Below are 17,210 nucleotides of genomic sequence, written 5' to 3'. Positions count from 1 at the left end.
AATATCTAAATGTAAAATATTTGTAAATATTAGTTGTGACACTCTGTAAGTGATTTTTTAGGATTTGCTATATAGTCGTATCCATTGTAAATTGTGTATGCTCCATAAAGAACAACTGCTATAGATGCAAGACTCATCATCATGTTTCTAAAACTTGTTGCAGATGTAAGAGATGCTAAAAATCCAAGTCCAAACATTGCCGGAATAGTACTAACTCCAAATATAGCCATGACTAAAGCTCCATAAAGGGGATCAGCAGTACTAGCAGCAGTTATTGCGAAGAAATATACAAAACCACAAGGGAGTAGACCATTTAACATGCCAAGAACAAAAAAACTAAGATTTGATTTTGAGTTTAAAACTTTTTTAAAAGCATTTTTATATAGTGATGAGGAAGAAAATGAATGTTCTATGAGAGTAAGAAACTTTATCTTACCCATAAGTGAAAGGCCCGCTAAAGCCATCGCAATACCAGCAAAGATAAGAAGAGCTCCATTTGCATTATTTGAAAATGTGACAACTCCACCTAAAGCACCAAACATAGCACCAAGTATGGAATAAGTAAGAACTCTGCCTGATGAGTAAAGAAGATGCGCAACACTCTGTGAGACTTTAGAACTTTGTGGTTCTATTTTTATAGTAGAGTATGCTAGAACTATTCCACCACACATACCTATACAGTGACCAAAAGAACCTAAAAAAGCAATGCTTATAATTGTTAATATATTTACTGTTTCCACTACTGTCCTAAAAGTTGTTTTCTTATATGTGGATTATTAAGAGTTTCTCCTCTTAACATTCGTAGTCGCATTGTATCAAAATCTACATGCGCAGAAGCTTTTTTCTCATAGGCACCAAATCCATAACCCATAGGTGTTTTATCTCTTAGTGAATAGTATGCACTTCTGCCATCAATCCATTTTTTTGTATCTCTACTCATAACCCAGATAACAGCTTCATCTCTAAACTCTTTATCTTCAAGCCATTTAACAAAACCACCATGATCGTGAAAAAACCAAGTCTTTCCAGTTGGTGAGATTACTTGTGAAATATAGTTCATATTATCAATAACCATTCCACAGTCACTATCTTGATATTTGTTAACAATCATCTCAAATGGCTCTTTATAGGCGTTACCCTCTTTGATAACTATCATCTGTTTTTGAGATGCCACTGAAAGGAAAATAGTTACAATAAGGGCAACTAAACCAAGTATAACCAAAAAAGGTATAAACTTTTTTATCATATATATAAAACTCCACATAATATTTGATTAATCATAGAAAAAACTTTAATAAATTGAAAAACAAAGGATAATATAGAAAAAAAACTATATTGTCTTATTACACAAATAGATAAAATACATATATTTATATGAGAAATCAAAGTTCATAATATTTATTACTTTATTTTACAAAAAAATTGTTACGATAGTGTTAGATGCTAAGAAGCTTCTATCTTCTCTTTTTTCCCTTACCTAAATCATCATAAAGCAAAAACCTTTCCAACTCTTCATGCATCTCATCACTTAGAGATTCCCAGATAGCTTTTTTGACTTCATATCTTTTATAGTTTTCTTTTTTACTCTTTTTTATATCGCGTATTAGGTAGTGATATCTGACTATATTTTTTGTGTACTCACTCATAAAGGGCCAGTTTTTTATGATTTGATAACTTACTTCTTCATGGTCAGTAAAACTATACTCTCCATATTTTATATCATTTTCGTCTTTTTTAAAAGCAGAAAACGGCTTACCTATATCATGCAGAAGAGCGGCAGGAATAAGTGTAAAATCTTTAGCTTTGATTGTGTAGTATGTAACTCGAAGTGTATGAAGAAAAACACCGTGCTGATGCCACTCATTTTGAATGAAAAAAAGTGACTTTAGAAATGGCACTGACAGAATAGAATTTTTAATAGTATTGTTCAATTATAAAGGTCCTTCACATAAAGCATCTCAATTATATTCAAATAGAATATAGAATATGCTTTTTTTTTAAATTAGTAAAAAATTATAATAGTTTATGCCAATGGGTGACAAACTTCAACCGTCTCTTTTAAATCCTGCTTTTGTATATGTGTATATATTTGCGTTGTCAAAAGTGAAGCATGTCCAAGTAGTTCCTGAACAACGCGTAAGTCTGCTCCACCACTGATGAGTGATGTTGCATAAGAGTGGCGAAGTACATGCGGAGATACATTGAGATACTTCTGCGTAATTTTGTAAGCAGATATGCGGCTTAGCGCGTCACCTTTATAGTTACACCAAACATATTCATTCTCTTTTGGTTTTTCATTTAGATATGTACTAATAGCATCCAGTGCTACTTTTGCCACTGGAACTATACGTTCTTTTTCTCCCTTAGCATGTCTTATATGAAGCCATCCATCTTCTATGTCTTCTCGTCTAAGAGCAAGACACTCACTTATACGTGCTCCAGACGCAAACAAAAATATTATCAAAGCATAATCACGAAGACCTAGCCATGAGTTTCTATCTATAAGTAAAAGAGAATTCTGTATCTCTTTATATGATAAAAATTTCGGAAGTAGTTTTGGGATTTTGGCAAATTTATATTTTGTTTTTTCCGCGCTGAAATGACTCTTATAGCAAAAATCAAAAAAAGCGTTGATAGCAGAGAGTTTTCTGTTTAGTGTTCTTTTGTTTTTATACTTAGATAAAAAAGAAAGAACGCTGTTTGATTCGAGATTGATAAGAGGAATTTGCAACTCATCTTCTATAGAAGATAAGTCACCTTTGTAAGCTTCGACACTTTTTTTACTAAGTGCTCTTGTTACACTTATATATTCTATAAAAGCTTCTAGCTCATTGCTCAAGTGAGATATACTCATCATCTATGTAGAACTTCTTGTCAGCTACAAAAATGAAACCATCTTCTATGTCTACTTCATATATACTATACTCGAGGAGGTTTTTGGAAATTTCTATTAAATAACCCTCTTGTTCTAAAGCATATATTTTATCATTATGAACTATTAGTCCTAAGAAGTGAGCAAATGGAAACTTTACCTTTGCATTAACTTGAAGATCAGGAGTTAAAGAGATAACTTCACCCTGCTTTGTTGTAATAAAGATATCTTTGCCAGAATAAGCTATATTTCGAATTTCATAACTAACTCTAACCTCTTTTTCAGCCATAGACAGAAGTTTAGTTCCCGTTGCAGCAATTAGTTTATTGTCAATAACATTGAAGTAAATAATGTTATTAAAATTATCTTCTGAAGAGACTATAGTAGTTCTTAATTTCTTTTTTAGCTTTGAGTTGAGAATAACAACTTTTCCATCAAGAGTTAAAAAGAGAACTAAATCATTCATAAAATACGGATTTACTATTCTAGAATCAACAACTACAGGAGCACTGCCTTGAACTTTAACTAAAAGACTCTCACCAGATATAGAATAAAGTGCCATCTCGTTATCTGCAAATAATACAGCTAAAATATCATCTTTTACACTTGCACCTGCAATAGTCTTTTTAAGATTAAATTTCTTTTTCATAGACTTATCTTCAATGAAGTCGATAATTAACTGCCCGTCAATAGTAGAACTTATAACCCAACCATCACTACTACCAATGAGTCTATATGATTCCTCAATTGTAGTTTCTATAGCTTTATCTTTTAAGAGCACTTTTCTACTCTCAAACATAGCTACATCTGAAGATACATCAACGATTTTTTCTTCATTTGTTCCATGATATGCCCAATCATCTTTTACAAGTTTTGGTTTGAAAACTTCTTTAGAACTACATCCTGTAAAAACAAGAATTAATACGATAGCAAATAGCGGAACAAACTTCTTCAAAATTCTACTTTACTCCGTAGTGAAGAAGTGCATTAGCAATCTTGTTTAGTGAAGACTGAGGAGATATTTGAGATAGTTTCTCATGAGCTTTTTGGATTTGTGAATTACTCATAAGTATAATAGCACTTTGAACTAAAGCTAAATCTCTATATACAGCATCTTGCTTTGAAGCATAAGCGTCTAGTGAAGCTGCATTTTTTGTATCTTGTGCCAGTTCATACTTTGCTAAATCACCTACCATTATTGCTGAAGAATTTGTAAGCTCTTTCATAGTAATCATGTCTTTTTTAGCAACTGCATTAGAGTAAACCCATACATCGTACAGCTCAGGAGAGATACTCTTTAATGTTAAAAGTGCTTCAGAGTTTGTAGCATCTTCACTTAGAGTTAAAAGAGCAACATTTGCTGCTGTAATTTGACTCTGTTTATTTATACTATAAGCTACATTTGCCCCAACTAAAACAACTAAAACAACAACTGCTCCAATCATTAAGTTTTTATACTTTTTTATAAACTTCTCTGTAATAACAGCTTTTTCAAAAAACTTCTCTTCAGAATTCAACTCTTCTCTTACCATTTCGATATTATTTTTAATACTCAAAAATATTCCTTACTTAACTATATTTTTTCAAAAAGTTTAAAATAATATCGCATAGTTTGTTAAAGTTTCATCAAACACATAGATTTTTTTTGTTACAATCATATAAAATTATAAAACTAGGATACATATGCAAGTAGATGACGTATTACTAACTAAATTAGAAAAACTATCTTTTTTAAAAGTCTCAGAAGATAAAAGAGAAGAAATTATAGGACAATTGTCTGAAATAGTAAGTTTTGTCGATAATTTAAGTTCCCTTAATACTGATGGTGTCGATGATAACTTTGCTATGAGTGACAATGGTACATTTACTAGAGAAGACACACCATTTTGTGATGCTAGCGTTAATGACAATATACTAAAAAATGCACCTCTAAGTGGTGACCATTTCTTTATAGTTCCAAAAATAATCGAGTAATCTAGGGAGTCTTATTATGAGTGAAGAAGTCAAAAAAGTAGTTGATATAAAAAAACTGCTCAAGAGTGTTTTAGCCTACGGTTCAAGTGATTTACACCTTGTTGTTGGTAGTGAACCACAGATTAGAATAGATAAAGAACTTCGTCCACTTAATTTGGCTGTTTTAAATGCCAAAGATATTGAAGAGATGGCTTACTCGCTCATAGAAGACAAGCAAAAGAAAGTATTTGAAGATGCTAATGAACTTGACTTTTCTTTTGAGTTAAAAGAAGTTGGACGTTTTCGTGCCAACTACTACAGAACTATCGGTGGGATAGCCTGTGCTTTTCGTATGATACCTATAGATATTCCAACTCTTGATGAGTATGGAAATCCTCCAATTTTTAAAGAACTTGTAAAAAAAGAAAAAGGTCTAATTCTAGTAACAGGTCCTACAGGTAGTGGTAAATCAACTACTCTCGCATCTATGCTTCATGAAATAAACCTGACAGAAAGAAGACATATAATCACTGTCGAAGATCCAGTTGAGTTCGTTCATAAAAACATCAAGTCACTATTTTCTCAAAGAGATGTAGGAAACGATACTGCTTCATTTGCTGCTGCATTAAAATTTGCACTAAGACAAGATCCAGATATTATACTAATCGGTGAAATGAGAGATGCTGAGACTATTGGTGCAGCTTTAACAGCAGCTGAGACTGGTCACTTGGTTTTTGGAACTCTGCACACAAACTCTGCACCTGGAACTATTAACCGTATCATTGATGTTTTTGATGGACAAGAGCAAGCACAAGTAAGAGCGCAACTGGCTTCTTCACTTGTTGCTGTAATATCTCAAACACTTATTCCTAGAGTAGGTGGTGGCAAAGTTGCAGCTCTGGAAATACTCATAACTAATCCAGCTGTTCAGAATCAGATACGTGAAGACAAAGTTCACCAGATTTACTCTCAAATGCAGCTAAATCAAAAAGAAACGAACATGACCACTCAGACTCAAGAGCTGATAGAACTACTTCAAAAAAGAACTATCACAAAAGAGAACGCTATTAAAAATTCTAATAGACCCGAAGAGCTTATAAAAATGATAGGAGGGCTTTAAGCCTTTCTAATCTCTCCATTTATCTTCCAAACATTATAATAGATTCTTAAGGAAATCAGTGTAGACTACTACAAGCTAACAATATGAAAGTTCAAAAAAGATTATTAATCTTATCAATCGCTATGTTCTATATGTTTTCCGTAATGGCTATTGCATCTACGCCAGACTCTAAGCAACCAAGTACCTTCTATGGTTATACCCCTGCCCAAACACAAAAATGGGTAAATGAGGCTCCAAATACACCACCTAAAAAATTTGCTGTAGTTGAAGGTGCAGGATCAAATGACAACGTTCAGTGTTCTGTAGGTTCTTCAAGCAAAGAGACTAAAACGCACAGAAAACACATAAGACGCGCAATTAAACTAGGTGCTCACAATCCAATGCAAGCACTCAAAGGCCATGCACCTGATGGAGGCTTCTTCGGTGCAGTGATTTATAAAGATGGAAAAATCCTTGGGGAAGGATGGAACACTGTACTCAAAGAGGGTGACCCGTCACGTCACGGAGAGATGAACGCCATACGTCAGGCTACACATGGATAATGGCTACGGCCTAAATGAGCTGTCAGGTGCAACTTTATACACATCTGGCGCACATTGTCCAATGTGCTACTCAACAATGGCTTGGGCAAACATCAAGCTCATTGTCTACTCTGCTGATTATGCAGATGCTATGGCGTATGGAGGCTTCAAAGATGAGCCAATACGTGCATTATTAGAGCTACCTATAGAAAAGAGACAATGGCCTGGTTGCCAAGCCGAATCTGGGCTTGCACGCGCATGGTGGGAGCTGTATAACGAGGTAGTCTACAAGGATGGCAAGGGAGCGAAATACTAGAGCCAACGCTCGTCCTCATTTTTTCGTTCCTATCGTCTTCGATAGGAACTAGTTAAAAAGTGGAGATTCAACCCCTGGGGTGTAATTTTGACAATGTACAACTTCTTTCATAAATACAAAGCAGATTTATAAATATATCTCAAGTTTTAATGATATTATAATATTAAGCAGTTAAACTTTAGTAAATAAATGCACACAAAGGCAGTCTAATTTGAAATCAGAATGCGAATTTCCTATACATAAATCACAAGAAAAATCTACCTTAACGATGAATTCAGCAATAGCAAGTGGAGAGTTATGTATGGCTTGTGGACTCTGTTGTACTGGTGCTATATTTTCTCATGTTACAATTTCACGTAATGCATATAAGAGACTTCCTGAAGCTAATGTCTCATCAACAAATAATAAAATAGAAATGAATTTTCCATGCTCATTTTTTCAAGAAGGCTCTTGTTCTGTTTATCATGACCGTCCACACAAGTGTACAAGTTACAACTGTAAGTTAGTAAAACAAGTTATCAGTGGTGAGACTTCTTTAATAGAAGGCAAAGAGATAGTAGATGTTTCAAAGAAACAAGCAAACTGGCTAATCTTAAATATGCCTACTCTAAACTACAGTAATGGAGATAGCTTACGGTCTAATTTATTTATTGCACATAAACTATTCAACAGTCGTTTTAAAAACACAGAAAATCCATCTTTCACTACTGAAGAATATGAGTTTTGTTTAAACGCCTTAGATTATGTTAAAGGATTAGCAATATCTTTTTATACATCTAGTTTGCTAATGAAGTATAATGATCTTGTTATGAAAATGAGTTCAAAATAAGAGAAAGCTTCTTTAAAGTTAATAAGTTTCTTTTTTTACAACTTTTTTGTATCCATCCAAAACTCTTTGCACACTTATAATCTCACCGTTTTCTACGCAGTAAGCACTTAACTGACTATAGCCGTATGTATGCATATAGCATCCAGTATCTACATTTACATAGTGTTCATTCCCACTCAGGAGAGTAAGGACTTGTAGCAAAAATGGAGATTCATTCACTATTAAACGAGTGAACAGATATTTATTTTTGGGAGTAGTTTTACTTTTTGTTCTTTCTAAACCGTATCATCTTAAATCTCTCACCAAGAAAGTTTGGCATAATCAGCATCTTCGCTTTTTGAAGTTCTTGTTCGTAGATTTTGTCATCTACATTCTCTTTGAGCATCTCTAAAAGATTTAATATTCCCATATCAACAAGCGCAACCATTTGAGCCTTTAATCCTATAAATTCAACCCCTGCTTCTTCAAAAGCATCTTTTACATGCTCAAAGGTAACATCATAGGTTATGTCAGACTTTCCAAAAAGCTCTTTGCGGTTTATATCTTCTTCAAAAAACGGTATGACTTTGTGTTTTGCATAGACTCTTATGGAAAAGTCAGGACGAGCTACCATCTCACCATAGTCAAAACTCATAAACTCAAACTTCTCACAAGACTTGGCCATCTCTTTTGCGAACTCTTCATAACCTATGGCTATTTCGCCTCTGTCTTTGTTGTACTTCTTGGCTTTAGCATCTACCCAGTCATTATCTACATCAAACTCAACGTTATGACCATCTACTCTTCCTGTTTTACCTTTATAGTAAAGCTCACATGGAAATGCATCAAATATCTCATTTGCAATGAAAAACGCATTTTTGCACTTTAGCTCACTTAGAGACTTGTAGTGAGTTAGACTTACAGCGTCTCCAAATGATTCTTCAAAATAGTTTCTCTGCTGCTCCTGAAGGTCATCAAATCTCTCTATGATGACAAACTTCAAGGTAGTAAGTAGTTTTGGTCTCAGAGTGTATATAAACTCGATTACGTCAGCTAAAAAGTAACCGTGGTGAGCACCTATCTCACAGATGACTCCATCTTTTTCTAAAAAGCCTTCATCTAATAAAGAGATGATGTGTCTTGCTACACTTCCGCCAAAGAACTTACTTGTACTTACAGCGGTGTAGAAGTCACCTTCTTTTCCTATGTTTTTATAAGTTGCGTAGTAGCCGTCATTTCCATAAAGCCACTCACCCATATACTCGCTAAATTTCATGTTTGTACATTTCATATAGTGTTAATAGTTCTAGTTGTTTATCTATCTCAAAAATCGACTGATCGATTATCTGTATGGAAACTGAGTTCTCTAACAGATCCACATCATAACTTGTTTTATATCCTGCACTAAACATATCTTTTGTCTCAGAAAGCAGTTTTTCATATAGTTCTCTGTTTTCTATACTAAGCAATCTCTTTTTCTCAAAATTATTGATATTTTGCATAACCTGTTCAAACAGCGCACGGAGCTCTCTTTTTCTATCTTCAATAACAAGTTTTGATTTCAGATAGTCTATTCTTGAAGATTCTATGTCTCTAAAAGTATTAATATCAAGTGGAACAGAAGCCTTTACACCATAGTCATAATAATTTTTCTCTTTTGATCCAAACTGAAATGCACTGTCACTTTTACTCCAGTTATAACCACTTGTGATGCTAACACGAGGAAGGTACTTAGCAGTAGTAACATTTTTGTTGTACTTAGTTTTTTCTATATCACTTTCAGACATATTTAACACGATGTTGTACTTTAAAAACTGCTCTTCATTGAGCATATCTAAGTGTGGTATTTTCCCATCTGCATAAGACAAGTCACTAATAGAGTTAAACTTTGAGATAAGTCTCTCTTTGTTCGTCTCTATGTCGTACAAGTTCTGTATAACGAAGTTTCTCTCAATAACAGCATTGTCTAAAAAGCCAGAGTCAAGTTGACCACTTAAGTACTGCTCTTTTTTCTGCTCTAGACTTATCTCAGAGTTTTGTATCTGAAGCTTTTGACGCTCTATCTTTAAGTCCATCTGCTTTATCTGCATCAAGAGTGAGATAGCATCTTTAACCAGTTTTCTTTTTGCAACTTCTACAGAGTAGTTTGCATAGACTCTTGAAGCTTCTGCAAACTTAATTCCGTAGTAGATTCCACCACTTTGAAAAATTGGCTGGTCCATTTTCACAGCAGCATTTTCTGAAGTCTGCTCGTCAGTATAAGGATTACTTTTTGAGTAGCTGTACTGAAGGTTTAACGGTGCTATCCATGAGTCACGAAGTTTAGAACTGTCAGCTTCTACTTTGTCATAGTCATACTTGAACTGATCTTTTTTGTTTTTAGAGATATATGCATCTAGCGGCTGATCTTTTTCATCTGCCGCGAAAGCTGTGCTACAAAGAAGCGACAGCGCGATTAAGAGAGTTAAAACCTTCATCTATTTCCTCTTTTGTAATTGTTAGTGCAGGTAAAAGTCTAAGAGTGTTTTTACCTGCTTTTAAGACCATAACGCCTTCATCTCTAGCATTTGATATAACTTTAGCCAAAGTATCTGCATCTTTAACACGTAGTCCACACATCATTCCGATGCCTACTTTGGATGTAAAGATACCTTTATGAGCTTCATAAAAATTCTCTACTTCGCTATCAAAATACTCTATACTTTCTGTCAGCTCACCACTTACATCCAGCTCACTTAAGATGTCAATCACTTCACAGGCAGCAGTAGCACTTAAGTAGTTTCCGCCAAATGTAGAACCATGATCACCTGGAGAAAAAACTTCTTTAAGCTTTGTCATAACAACACCAATAGGAACACCACCGCCAAGACCTTTAGCCAAAGTTACTACATCCGGTTCAATTTCATAAAGATTTGAAGCTAAAAACTTTCCAGTTCTATAAACCCCTGTTTGAACTTCATCAATCATAAGTAAAATATTTTTTGATTTTAAAAGTTTTGCTAAATCTTGAACAGCTTTTTTATCAAGCGGCTGAACTCCGCCCTCACCTTGAACAAGTTCAACCATTACTGCACAAGTATGATCATCAATTAAGCTCTCTATCTGTGCAATATTATCAGCATACACAAAACCATCTGGAAATGGACCAAAGTAGTTGTGCATAGAAGCTTGTCCAGTAGCTTTTACAGTTGTAATTGTTCTACCGTGAAAAGAGTGTTCAAGTGTGATTATTTTATATCTTTTTACTTCACCATCTTTCTCACCAAACTTTCTTGCTATCTTAATAGCTCCCTCATTCGCTTCAGCACCGCTGTTTCCAAAGAAACACTTCATATCATATCCGCTGGCTTCAACAATCTTCTGAGCTGCACGAGCTTGAGGAGCAGTATAATAAAGATTAGAAATATGAGTAATATTTGATATCTGCTTACATATAGCGTCGTTTACTCTTTTATTGGCGTGACCTACACTACAAACCGCGATACCAGAAGTAAAATCTATATACTCTTTGCCATTAGCATCAACTAATCTCGCATTATTACCACTAACAAATTCTACATCTGCTCTAGCGTATGTAGGTAAAACATATTTTTTATCTAATTCTTTTATATTATTCATTTTTTTACCTCTAAAATTATTTATGTATTATAGTATAAATGATTAACAATCTTATATAATCAATTTTTAATATATAATCTTATACTATGGCGTAAACAAATAAAAAGGCTTTTCTTGAAATCACTGGCGATCAAACTAACAATACTTCTAACATCTCTAATATTTACAGCATGCTCAAATATGCAAATAGGATTTGAAGAAGATAGTATGTTTTACAAAGGTCCTTCGGTAGAAGTACTACTCTCTACAAATGATAAACATACATACAAACTAAGTATAGATGGCAGATTTGACTATATAACACTGATACATAACAAAAAGTTGAAGTTTAACCTTGAACCTTCAAGTTCTGTAATATCAATAATAAGAGATGATAAACAGATTCAGCGCATAACAATAGATGCCAAAGGCACACAAAAATATTACTTAGAAGTTATAGAAAACACTTCTGCTGGTTTTGAGATAAAACAGATAGAAAAACAAGAAGAGCCTAAAGTAAAAGAAGCGGTTGTAGTTAAAGAAGTAGCTCAAGAGACTCAGCCAGTAACTCAAGAGAAAATAACAGTTTACAAAGAGATACAACAGGCAAAAGAAACAGGTGTTAAACCTGAAGTTAAAAAAGAAGCTTCTACAGTAGTGGAAAAACAAGCTGATGGTGAAACAAGTTTTAGTTATTCACGTGAAAATGGAGAGTAACTAAACTTTAAATACTTCCACCCTGTTTTCTTGATAAATCGCACTCTTACCTTCATAAGAGTGCTTAGAAGATGTTAAGTCATTAACACCTTTTGTTCCACTAAATATAAGAACACAATCATCTCTTAAATCATCATTCAGTTTTACTTTTAGCTCTACGCTTCCATTGGTAGAAGATATTTTAACTATTTCATCATCTATAAAACCCAGTGAACTGTTAAGGTATACATTTTCTTGACGGTTAAACTGAGAGTTAAGACTTGTATCACTTTTCATAGTTATGAGGTTCAACATCTCATTTTTTTCTAAATTATTCTCATATTCATCTAAAAATAGAAACTCCCCGTCTTCTGTGTCAAAACCATTTTGATACGGAATTTCTTCTCTATCTTTCACATGATATACACCATCCATTTTTTCAATGGAAAAATTTTTAAAATGCTTTAAATAAAACTCTTCACTCTCTATATTAACATTAAAATAGTTGCAAAGGTAAGCACTTAAATCATACTCACTTATGCCTATTTCTGTCTCTGCAACCTTATTCATAAACATCATGGCATTGTGTGAGTATGATGTTCTGACATCATTTTTATATAAAAAACTCTTAGCCGGTATAACTAAGCTTGCGACTTCACTTGTCTCATTTTCATAAAGACCAAAGTAAACCACATTTGCAGTCTCTTTTATAGACTCTTTTACTCTTGAAGTATCTGGCATCTGAGAGAGTGGATTTGCACCTTGAAAAAATACGGTTTGAAAGTTTGAAAACTCTGTATTTACCTTAGATACTCTTTTTGCTTTTGTTTTAAAAGGCGAAGAAATATGCTCTCTTGAAGAACCAAGATAAGAGATTCCACAACCTTCTTTACCAAAAAGTCCAAGCATAACTCCAAAGGCATCTATAGCTCTTATTATATCTGCCCCATCTCTGTACTTTTGTATACCAACACCGCAAACAATAGCTACTTTTTTACCCTTTACAAGCTCCAGTAACTCACCAATTTGACCTAGAGTTATATCTATCTCATCTAAAGTTGCTTTGATGCGTATAGTTTGAGTAAGTTCATAAAACTCTTCATACTCAGTTGCATGTTTGTCTAAAAACTCTATGTCACAACCATGATTAATGTGTAAAAATCTACTAAGCAACATCGCAAGATAAAGATCACCGCGAGGTTTTATCTGCAGATGTAAATCCGCTATTTTAGCTATTTTTGTTTTTATGGGATCTATAACTATAATTTTTTTATTTTTTATAAGAGGAAGAATATGAGAAGAAGTTGTATGTGGATTTCTCCCCCAAAATATAACTACATCAGACTTTGCTATCTCTGAGAGAGGCATGTTTTTGTTTGAGCCTCTTCCCTCTGTTATTCCAGCTTCTCCGGCTCCATCACAAAGAGTTCCATCAGTCAAAGTAGCACCATAAGAAGCAAAAAAGTGGTCACTAACTTCTTGCATCAGTGCAAAATTTCCACTACTTCTATAGTGCAAAATCTCACTTGGTTTAGATTCACGTAGCATCTGAGCCAAATGAATCAATGCACCTTCCATCGTGATCTCTTTACCTTTATATCTAGGTGTTTTAATTGTTTCATACTTTTCATAATGATTCATATGTGGGCATAAAAAACCATTTGTATGCCCAATTTTTAGAGCTTTCAATTTGCCATTATCATATGTGATGCCACAAGCATCATAACAGTCTAATGGACAAGCTGTTGTATTGCCTAGCATCTATTTATCTTTTAACTCAATAGTTACAAGCTTAGAAAACAGCTCTGGAGAGTCAATAATTATTTGAGCCATATATTTAGAAATGTTTTTAGAATCTGCTATGTTTAATGCACGTGAAATCTTATATGATGTTTTATTACCATTGATATATATAACTTTGCTTTTTGCATCTGCTACATCTGGCTCATCAAGATATATAGTAAGTATTGCTTTTGAAATATCAGCTACTTTTGCAAGTGGTGTTGAGATGCCAACAACCTGCCCTACTTTAACTGATATCTCATAAAGTACAAAATCTTTGTCACTTAAATATTTATCTTCAATACTTCTTTGAAGATGTGCTTCTCTTAGTTTTAAGTCCGTAATCTGAACTTTTAAGTTTTGTATCTCTTTTTGTGTACTTAGATATAGGTTTTCACTAGATACTAAATCATAATATTCTTTATCTTTTTCAACAGATGATTTAAATTTTAAATCCTCTATGCGTTTATAGTTTTCTCTTTTTCTAACTAAAGATTTTTCTATATTTACTAAGACATCATGATTTACTTTTACTATTTCTCTTAAGTATTCTAACTTCTCTTTTATAAAAACTAATTCCTTAGCATCCAGTTCAGAGTCTATGCGAATATAAGCTTTTGAAGTCAACTTTTTACCAATCATATTTTCATCTATTGACACAACTAATCCAGAGACATTAGAAGAGATATCTCTAAGCTCATATGGCTCAACTTTTGAATAATAAACCTTAGCAAACGACAGAGTAAACGTTAAAATTAGAATTGTTAAAATTTTCACTTATTAATACCTTATATTAAAATTATAGATATTTTACCATTTCATTATTAACATTCAAGCATATATTCATTTTATTTTTGGTACTATTTAAGAAGTTTTAATCAGGGGGTGCTTATGTCAGTTTTAAGCAAGGTAGATTCCACTACAAATTTAGCAAAAAACAATGAACTTCAACTTTTAGTTTTTAGAATCAGTAACAAAGAAGATTCTGCATTTTATGCGATCAATGTTTTTAAAACAAGAGAGGTTGTTGAGTCTAAAAATCATTTTCTTACTCAAATTCCATCAGCACACAAGCTACTTGAGGGAACTATTATTCTTCGTGGACTTCAAATTCCTATATTAAACCTTCCTGCATGGTTAGGCACACATTTGACTAAAGCAGAAATACTCAAATCTAATATACTTATTTGTGATTTCAATGGAATTATTATAGGTCTTAGAATAATGTCAGCATATAGAGTTATCAAGAAAAACTGGAACGAGATGCATGCACCTGACAGCTATAGACTAAAAGATGATGGTGTTGTTATGAACGATACAAGACTTGAAGATGGAAGTTTATGTCTTATTTTAGACTATGAAAAACTTTTATCAGATGTCATTCCTCAAGCTATGGTTAATGTAAATGAATCACCTGAAAATATGAAAGACTTATCTATTCCTTCTAAACTTGCAAACGGTGAAGTACTAATTGCAGAAGATTCTAAAACAGCACAAAGACACCTGATACAGATTTTCAAACATGCAAATCTTCAAATGAAACTATTTGACAATGGAAAAAAACTGGTAGATTATATCTTGGCAATGCCAGATCCTTCAATTATACCAGCTATTATTACTGATATTGAGATGCCTGAGATGTCAGGATTTACAGTGATTCAAACTCTTAGAAACAACCAATTAACAAAGAATATTCCTATAATTGTCAACAGTTCTATGACCGGAACTAATAATAAAAGAGAAGCTGAAACACTTGGCGCAAATGGATTTATTGATAAAACAAAAAGCCATAATATAATACCACTTATTGTAGGGGCTATGGGTAGCTAAACAATTCTATCGCTAGCTTCTTTCTTTTAAGATAGCTAGAGCTTCATCTACAATGAATTTCATCTCATCTCTATCTAGCATTCTAATAGATTATCACCTTTTAGTGATTAAACATTTCCCTTAAGTAATAAGTAATTTTAATATATGTATAATGTATTTTATTCTATTAAAGCACGTTATAAAGGGGACTTGAGTGGTTAGTGACAAGATACGGACAATTAAAAAACTTTCTACAGACATTCCTCTATTATATGTAGAAGACAACATCGGTCTTTGTAACAATATGAAAAAACTACTTGAGAGAGTAAATGACAATGTTATCATTGCAAATGACGGTGAAGAGGGGTATAAAAAATTTCTAGAGCATGAACCTAAAATTATTATAACAGATATTAATATGCCAAAAATGAACGGCTTTAAAATGATAAAAAAAATACAAGCAATAGAACCAGAATGCAAAACTCTAATTTTATCTGCTCATGATGAGAAAGAGCATCTTCATGCAGCTATAAATCTTGAAGTCTTTCGATACCTAAACAAGCCAACAAAAATACCTGAACTAATAGATGCCATTTACGATACTGTTTTATCAATTCATAAAGAAGAAAACCGTCGTCTATTTTTAAACCAGCTACAAAACATTTTCAACTATCAGAACAATATCGTAGTAATGATGTTTGAAGGAAACTTTATACTGCCAAATCAGCGATTTTTGGAATTTTTTGGAGTAGATACACTGGATGAGTTTAATGAAAAGTTTGATATGGAAAAGTTACTACTTGAACATAAAGAATTTCTTTATAGTTCAGACTCAGGAACTTGGTATGAGCAAGCAATTAAAAATTCTGGGACACTATTTCATACAAAAATAGAAAACCATGAAGGTATAAAGAGACACCTGATTCTAAAATCAAGAGATGTGCCTGAGAAAAAGGGACACTATATTCTCTCTTTAGATGATGTAACTGAGTTAAACCTCATGGCTCTGTTTGATAGTGAATCTACAAATAACGATAATATGGCTCAAGATAAAATGGCTGTTATAACTTTTATGCAAATTGTAAGAAACAACTCTGCAGAAGTAAAAATACATAACTTTTATAAGGGTCTGACAATTGTCAATCCTGCCGTACTTGTAAAGATTACAGATGATGAGATAGTTTTAAAAACTGTTAATTCACAGCTTAAAATCTTGCAGCTAACAAAGTTTACAACCATCTCTTCAGAAATATTCCCTCAAAGTGTCGTATGTAAGTCTATATATAATATAGATAACGACAATCAGACTATCACAATAAAAGATATGCAATTCTCACAAAGAACAGCTACAGATAGAAAATTTATCAGATTAGAGCCAGGTGAAAAACAAAGCTGTTCTCTTTTCTACAAAGAGATAAAATTTACAACAGAGACAACTATCATAGATATATCAGAAGTTTCTGCGAAAGTTGAGATTAAGGCATTACCGGCAGGAATGGCGATAGATGAAAAGGTAAATCTATCAATAAATTTTAAAATAAACAACAGGCAAACTTCACTAAGTACAGAGGCTACCGTTTACCGCATAGATGAAAATAAGCGTAGTTATTATCTCGTTATTCTATTTGAAGTATGTGCAAAAGATAAAAAGCTAATTGGAGAATATATTGCAAACCGTCAGATGGAGTTAATACGAGAATTTAAAAAACTCAATATTACACAATAATAATTTTAAA

The 17,210-nt window shown here is 33.2% G+C and carries 20 protein-coding genes; 8 read left to right on the top strand and 12 right to left on the bottom strand.

Annotated features, from left to right (window positions below; translation table 11 throughout):
- Positions 1 to 29: 29 nt before the first annotated feature.
- The 6 genes from SMGD1_RS12245 to SMGD1_RS12220 form a co-directional block, all read right to left on the bottom strand.
- The gene (locus SMGD1_RS12245; RefSeq protein ID WP_008339740.1) at positions 30 to 740 is read right to left on the bottom strand and encodes a sulfite exporter TauE/SafE family protein; all 711 of its coding nucleotides are present in this window, start codon (positions 738 to 740) and stop codon (positions 30 to 32) included.
- The gene (locus tag SMGD1_RS12240) at positions 740 to 1,246 is read right to left on the bottom strand and encodes a hypothetical protein (RefSeq protein ID WP_008339639.1); all 507 of its coding nucleotides are present in this window, start codon (positions 1,244 to 1,246) and stop codon (positions 740 to 742) included. Before SMGD1_RS12240 ends, SMGD1_RS12245 begins: the two co-directional genes overlap by 1 nt.
- Positions 1,247 to 1,454: 208 nt before the next feature.
- Positions 1,455 to 1,931 carry an HD domain-containing protein gene (locus tag SMGD1_RS12235; protein WP_008339836.1) on the bottom strand — a complete coding sequence of 159 codons (477 nt, stop codon included), beginning with the start codon at positions 1,929 to 1,931 and terminating at the stop codon, positions 1,455 to 1,457.
- 92 nt (positions 1,932 to 2,023) lie between these two features.
- On the bottom strand, positions 2,024 to 2,857 hold the full coding sequence (locus tag SMGD1_RS12230) for a tyrosine-type recombinase/integrase (protein WP_008339699.1): 834 nt from the start codon (positions 2,855 to 2,857) through the stop codon (positions 2,024 to 2,026).
- On the bottom strand, positions 2,829 to 3,827 hold the full coding sequence (locus tag SMGD1_RS12225; RefSeq protein ID WP_008339623.1) for a PQQ-binding-like beta-propeller repeat protein: 999 nt from the start codon (positions 3,825 to 3,827) through the stop codon (positions 2,829 to 2,831). The genes SMGD1_RS12230 and SMGD1_RS12225 overlap by 29 nt, the downstream gene beginning before the upstream one ends.
- A 4-nt stretch (positions 3,828 to 3,831) precedes the next feature.
- Positions 3,832 to 4,428 (bottom strand): hypothetical protein, encoded by a 597-nt coding sequence (locus SMGD1_RS12220; RefSeq protein ID WP_008339748.1) that lies wholly within the window; start codon positions 4,426 to 4,428, stop codon positions 3,832 to 3,834.
- Between the two features lie 127 nt (positions 4,429 to 4,555).
- Here SMGD1_RS12220 and gatC point away from each other — a divergent pair, with 127 nt between their 5' ends.
- The 5 genes from gatC to SMGD1_RS12195 all read left to right on the top strand — a co-directional run bounded on the left by gatC (position 4,556) and on the right by SMGD1_RS12195 (position 7,611).
- The gene (gatC, locus tag SMGD1_RS12215) at positions 4,556 to 4,846 is read left to right on the top strand and encodes an Asp-tRNA(Asn)/Glu-tRNA(Gln) amidotransferase subunit GatC (RefSeq protein WP_008339642.1); all 291 of its coding nucleotides are present in this window, start codon (positions 4,556 to 4,558) and stop codon (positions 4,844 to 4,846) included.
- A gap of 16 nt (positions 4,847 to 4,862) precedes the next feature.
- Positions 4,863 to 5,945, top strand: a complete 1,083-nt coding sequence (locus SMGD1_RS12210) for a type IV pilus twitching motility protein PilT (protein ID WP_008339800.1) — start codon at positions 4,863 to 4,865, stop codon at positions 5,943 to 5,945.
- Positions 5,946 to 6,028: 83 nt separating this feature from the next.
- Positions 6,029 to 6,487, top strand: coding sequence for a tRNA-specific adenosine deaminase (locus tag SMGD1_RS12205; protein ID WP_008339842.1), 459 nt, complete (start codon positions 6,029 to 6,031; stop codon positions 6,485 to 6,487).
- Positions 6,488 to 6,548: 61 nt separating this feature from the next.
- Positions 6,549 to 6,782 carry a tRNA-specific adenosine deaminase gene (locus SMGD1_RS12200; protein WP_241761486.1) on the top strand — a complete coding sequence of 78 codons (234 nt, stop codon included), beginning with the start codon at positions 6,549 to 6,551 and terminating at the stop codon, positions 6,780 to 6,782.
- A 211-nt stretch (positions 6,783 to 6,993) separates the two neighbouring features.
- Entirely contained in the window at positions 6,994 to 7,611 is a 618-nt protein-coding gene (locus tag SMGD1_RS12195; RefSeq protein WP_008339888.1) for a YkgJ family cysteine cluster protein, read from the top strand.
- 18 nt (positions 7,612 to 7,629) lie between these two features.
- On the opposite strand, the gene SMGD1_RS14660 is transcribed toward SMGD1_RS12195, so the two are convergent.
- From SMGD1_RS14660 to SMGD1_RS12180, 4 genes are read right to left on the bottom strand one after another with little or no spacing between them, the layout of a single operon-like run.
- The gene (locus tag SMGD1_RS14660; protein ID WP_139064136.1) at positions 7,630 to 7,830 is read right to left on the bottom strand and encodes a hypothetical protein; all 201 of its coding nucleotides are present in this window, start codon (positions 7,828 to 7,830) and stop codon (positions 7,630 to 7,632) included.
- Between the two features lie 40 nt (positions 7,831 to 7,870).
- Positions 7,871 to 8,866 (bottom strand): SAM-dependent methyltransferase, encoded by a 996-nt coding sequence (locus SMGD1_RS12190; RefSeq protein WP_008339778.1) that lies wholly within the window; start codon positions 8,864 to 8,866, stop codon positions 7,871 to 7,873.
- Entirely contained in the window at positions 8,856 to 10,067 is a 1,212-nt protein-coding gene (locus tag SMGD1_RS12185) for a TolC family protein (RefSeq protein ID WP_008339874.1), read from the bottom strand. Before SMGD1_RS12185 ends, SMGD1_RS12190 begins: the two co-directional genes overlap by 11 nt.
- Positions 10,024 to 11,208, bottom strand: coding sequence for an aspartate aminotransferase family protein (locus SMGD1_RS12180; RefSeq protein WP_008339633.1), 1,185 nt, complete (start codon positions 11,206 to 11,208; stop codon positions 10,024 to 10,026). The genes SMGD1_RS12185 and SMGD1_RS12180 overlap by 44 nt, the downstream gene beginning before the upstream one ends.
- 114 nt (positions 11,209 to 11,322) lie before the next feature.
- On the opposite strand from SMGD1_RS12180, the gene SMGD1_RS12175 reads away from it, so the two are divergent.
- Positions 11,323 to 11,904 (top strand): hypothetical protein, encoded by a 582-nt coding sequence (locus SMGD1_RS12175; protein ID WP_039920252.1) that lies wholly within the window; start codon positions 11,323 to 11,325, stop codon positions 11,902 to 11,904.
- Here the strand turns inward: SMGD1_RS12175 and SMGD1_RS12170 are convergent, their stop codons facing one another.
- Together SMGD1_RS12170 and SMGD1_RS12165 are read right to left on the bottom strand one after the other, a co-directional pair.
- The gene (locus SMGD1_RS12170) at positions 11,905 to 13,644 is read right to left on the bottom strand and encodes a molybdopterin-dependent oxidoreductase (RefSeq protein ID WP_008339803.1); all 1,740 of its coding nucleotides are present in this window, start codon (positions 13,642 to 13,644) and stop codon (positions 11,905 to 11,907) included. It lies immediately after the preceding gene.
- Entirely contained in the window at positions 13,645 to 14,442 is a 798-nt protein-coding gene (locus tag SMGD1_RS12165) for a biotin/lipoyl attachment domain-containing protein (RefSeq protein ID WP_008341447.1), read from the bottom strand.
- 114 nt (positions 14,443 to 14,556) lie between these two features.
- On the opposite strand from SMGD1_RS12165, the gene SMGD1_RS12160 reads away from it, so the two are divergent.
- A complete protein-coding gene (locus SMGD1_RS12160) occupies positions 14,557 to 15,495 on the top strand; it encodes a chemotaxis protein (protein WP_008339768.1) in 939 nt (312 codons plus the stop codon).
- 193 nt (positions 15,496 to 15,688) lie between these two features.
- Positions 15,689 to 17,200 (top strand): response regulator transcription factor, encoded by a 1,512-nt coding sequence (locus SMGD1_RS12155; protein WP_008339806.1) that lies wholly within the window; start codon positions 15,689 to 15,691, stop codon positions 17,198 to 17,200.
- The last annotated feature ends 10 nt before the right edge of the window (positions 17,201 to 17,210 follow it).

It is taken from the genome of Sulfurimonas gotlandica GD1 (genome assembly GCF_000242915.1).
Taxonomy (GTDB): Bacteria; Campylobacterota; Campylobacteria; order Campylobacterales; family Sulfurimonadaceae; genus Sulfurimonas; species Sulfurimonas gotlandica.
The sequence above is the reverse complement of the archived record's forward strand: the minus strand, read 5'-3'. Positions and strand labels throughout refer to the sequence as shown.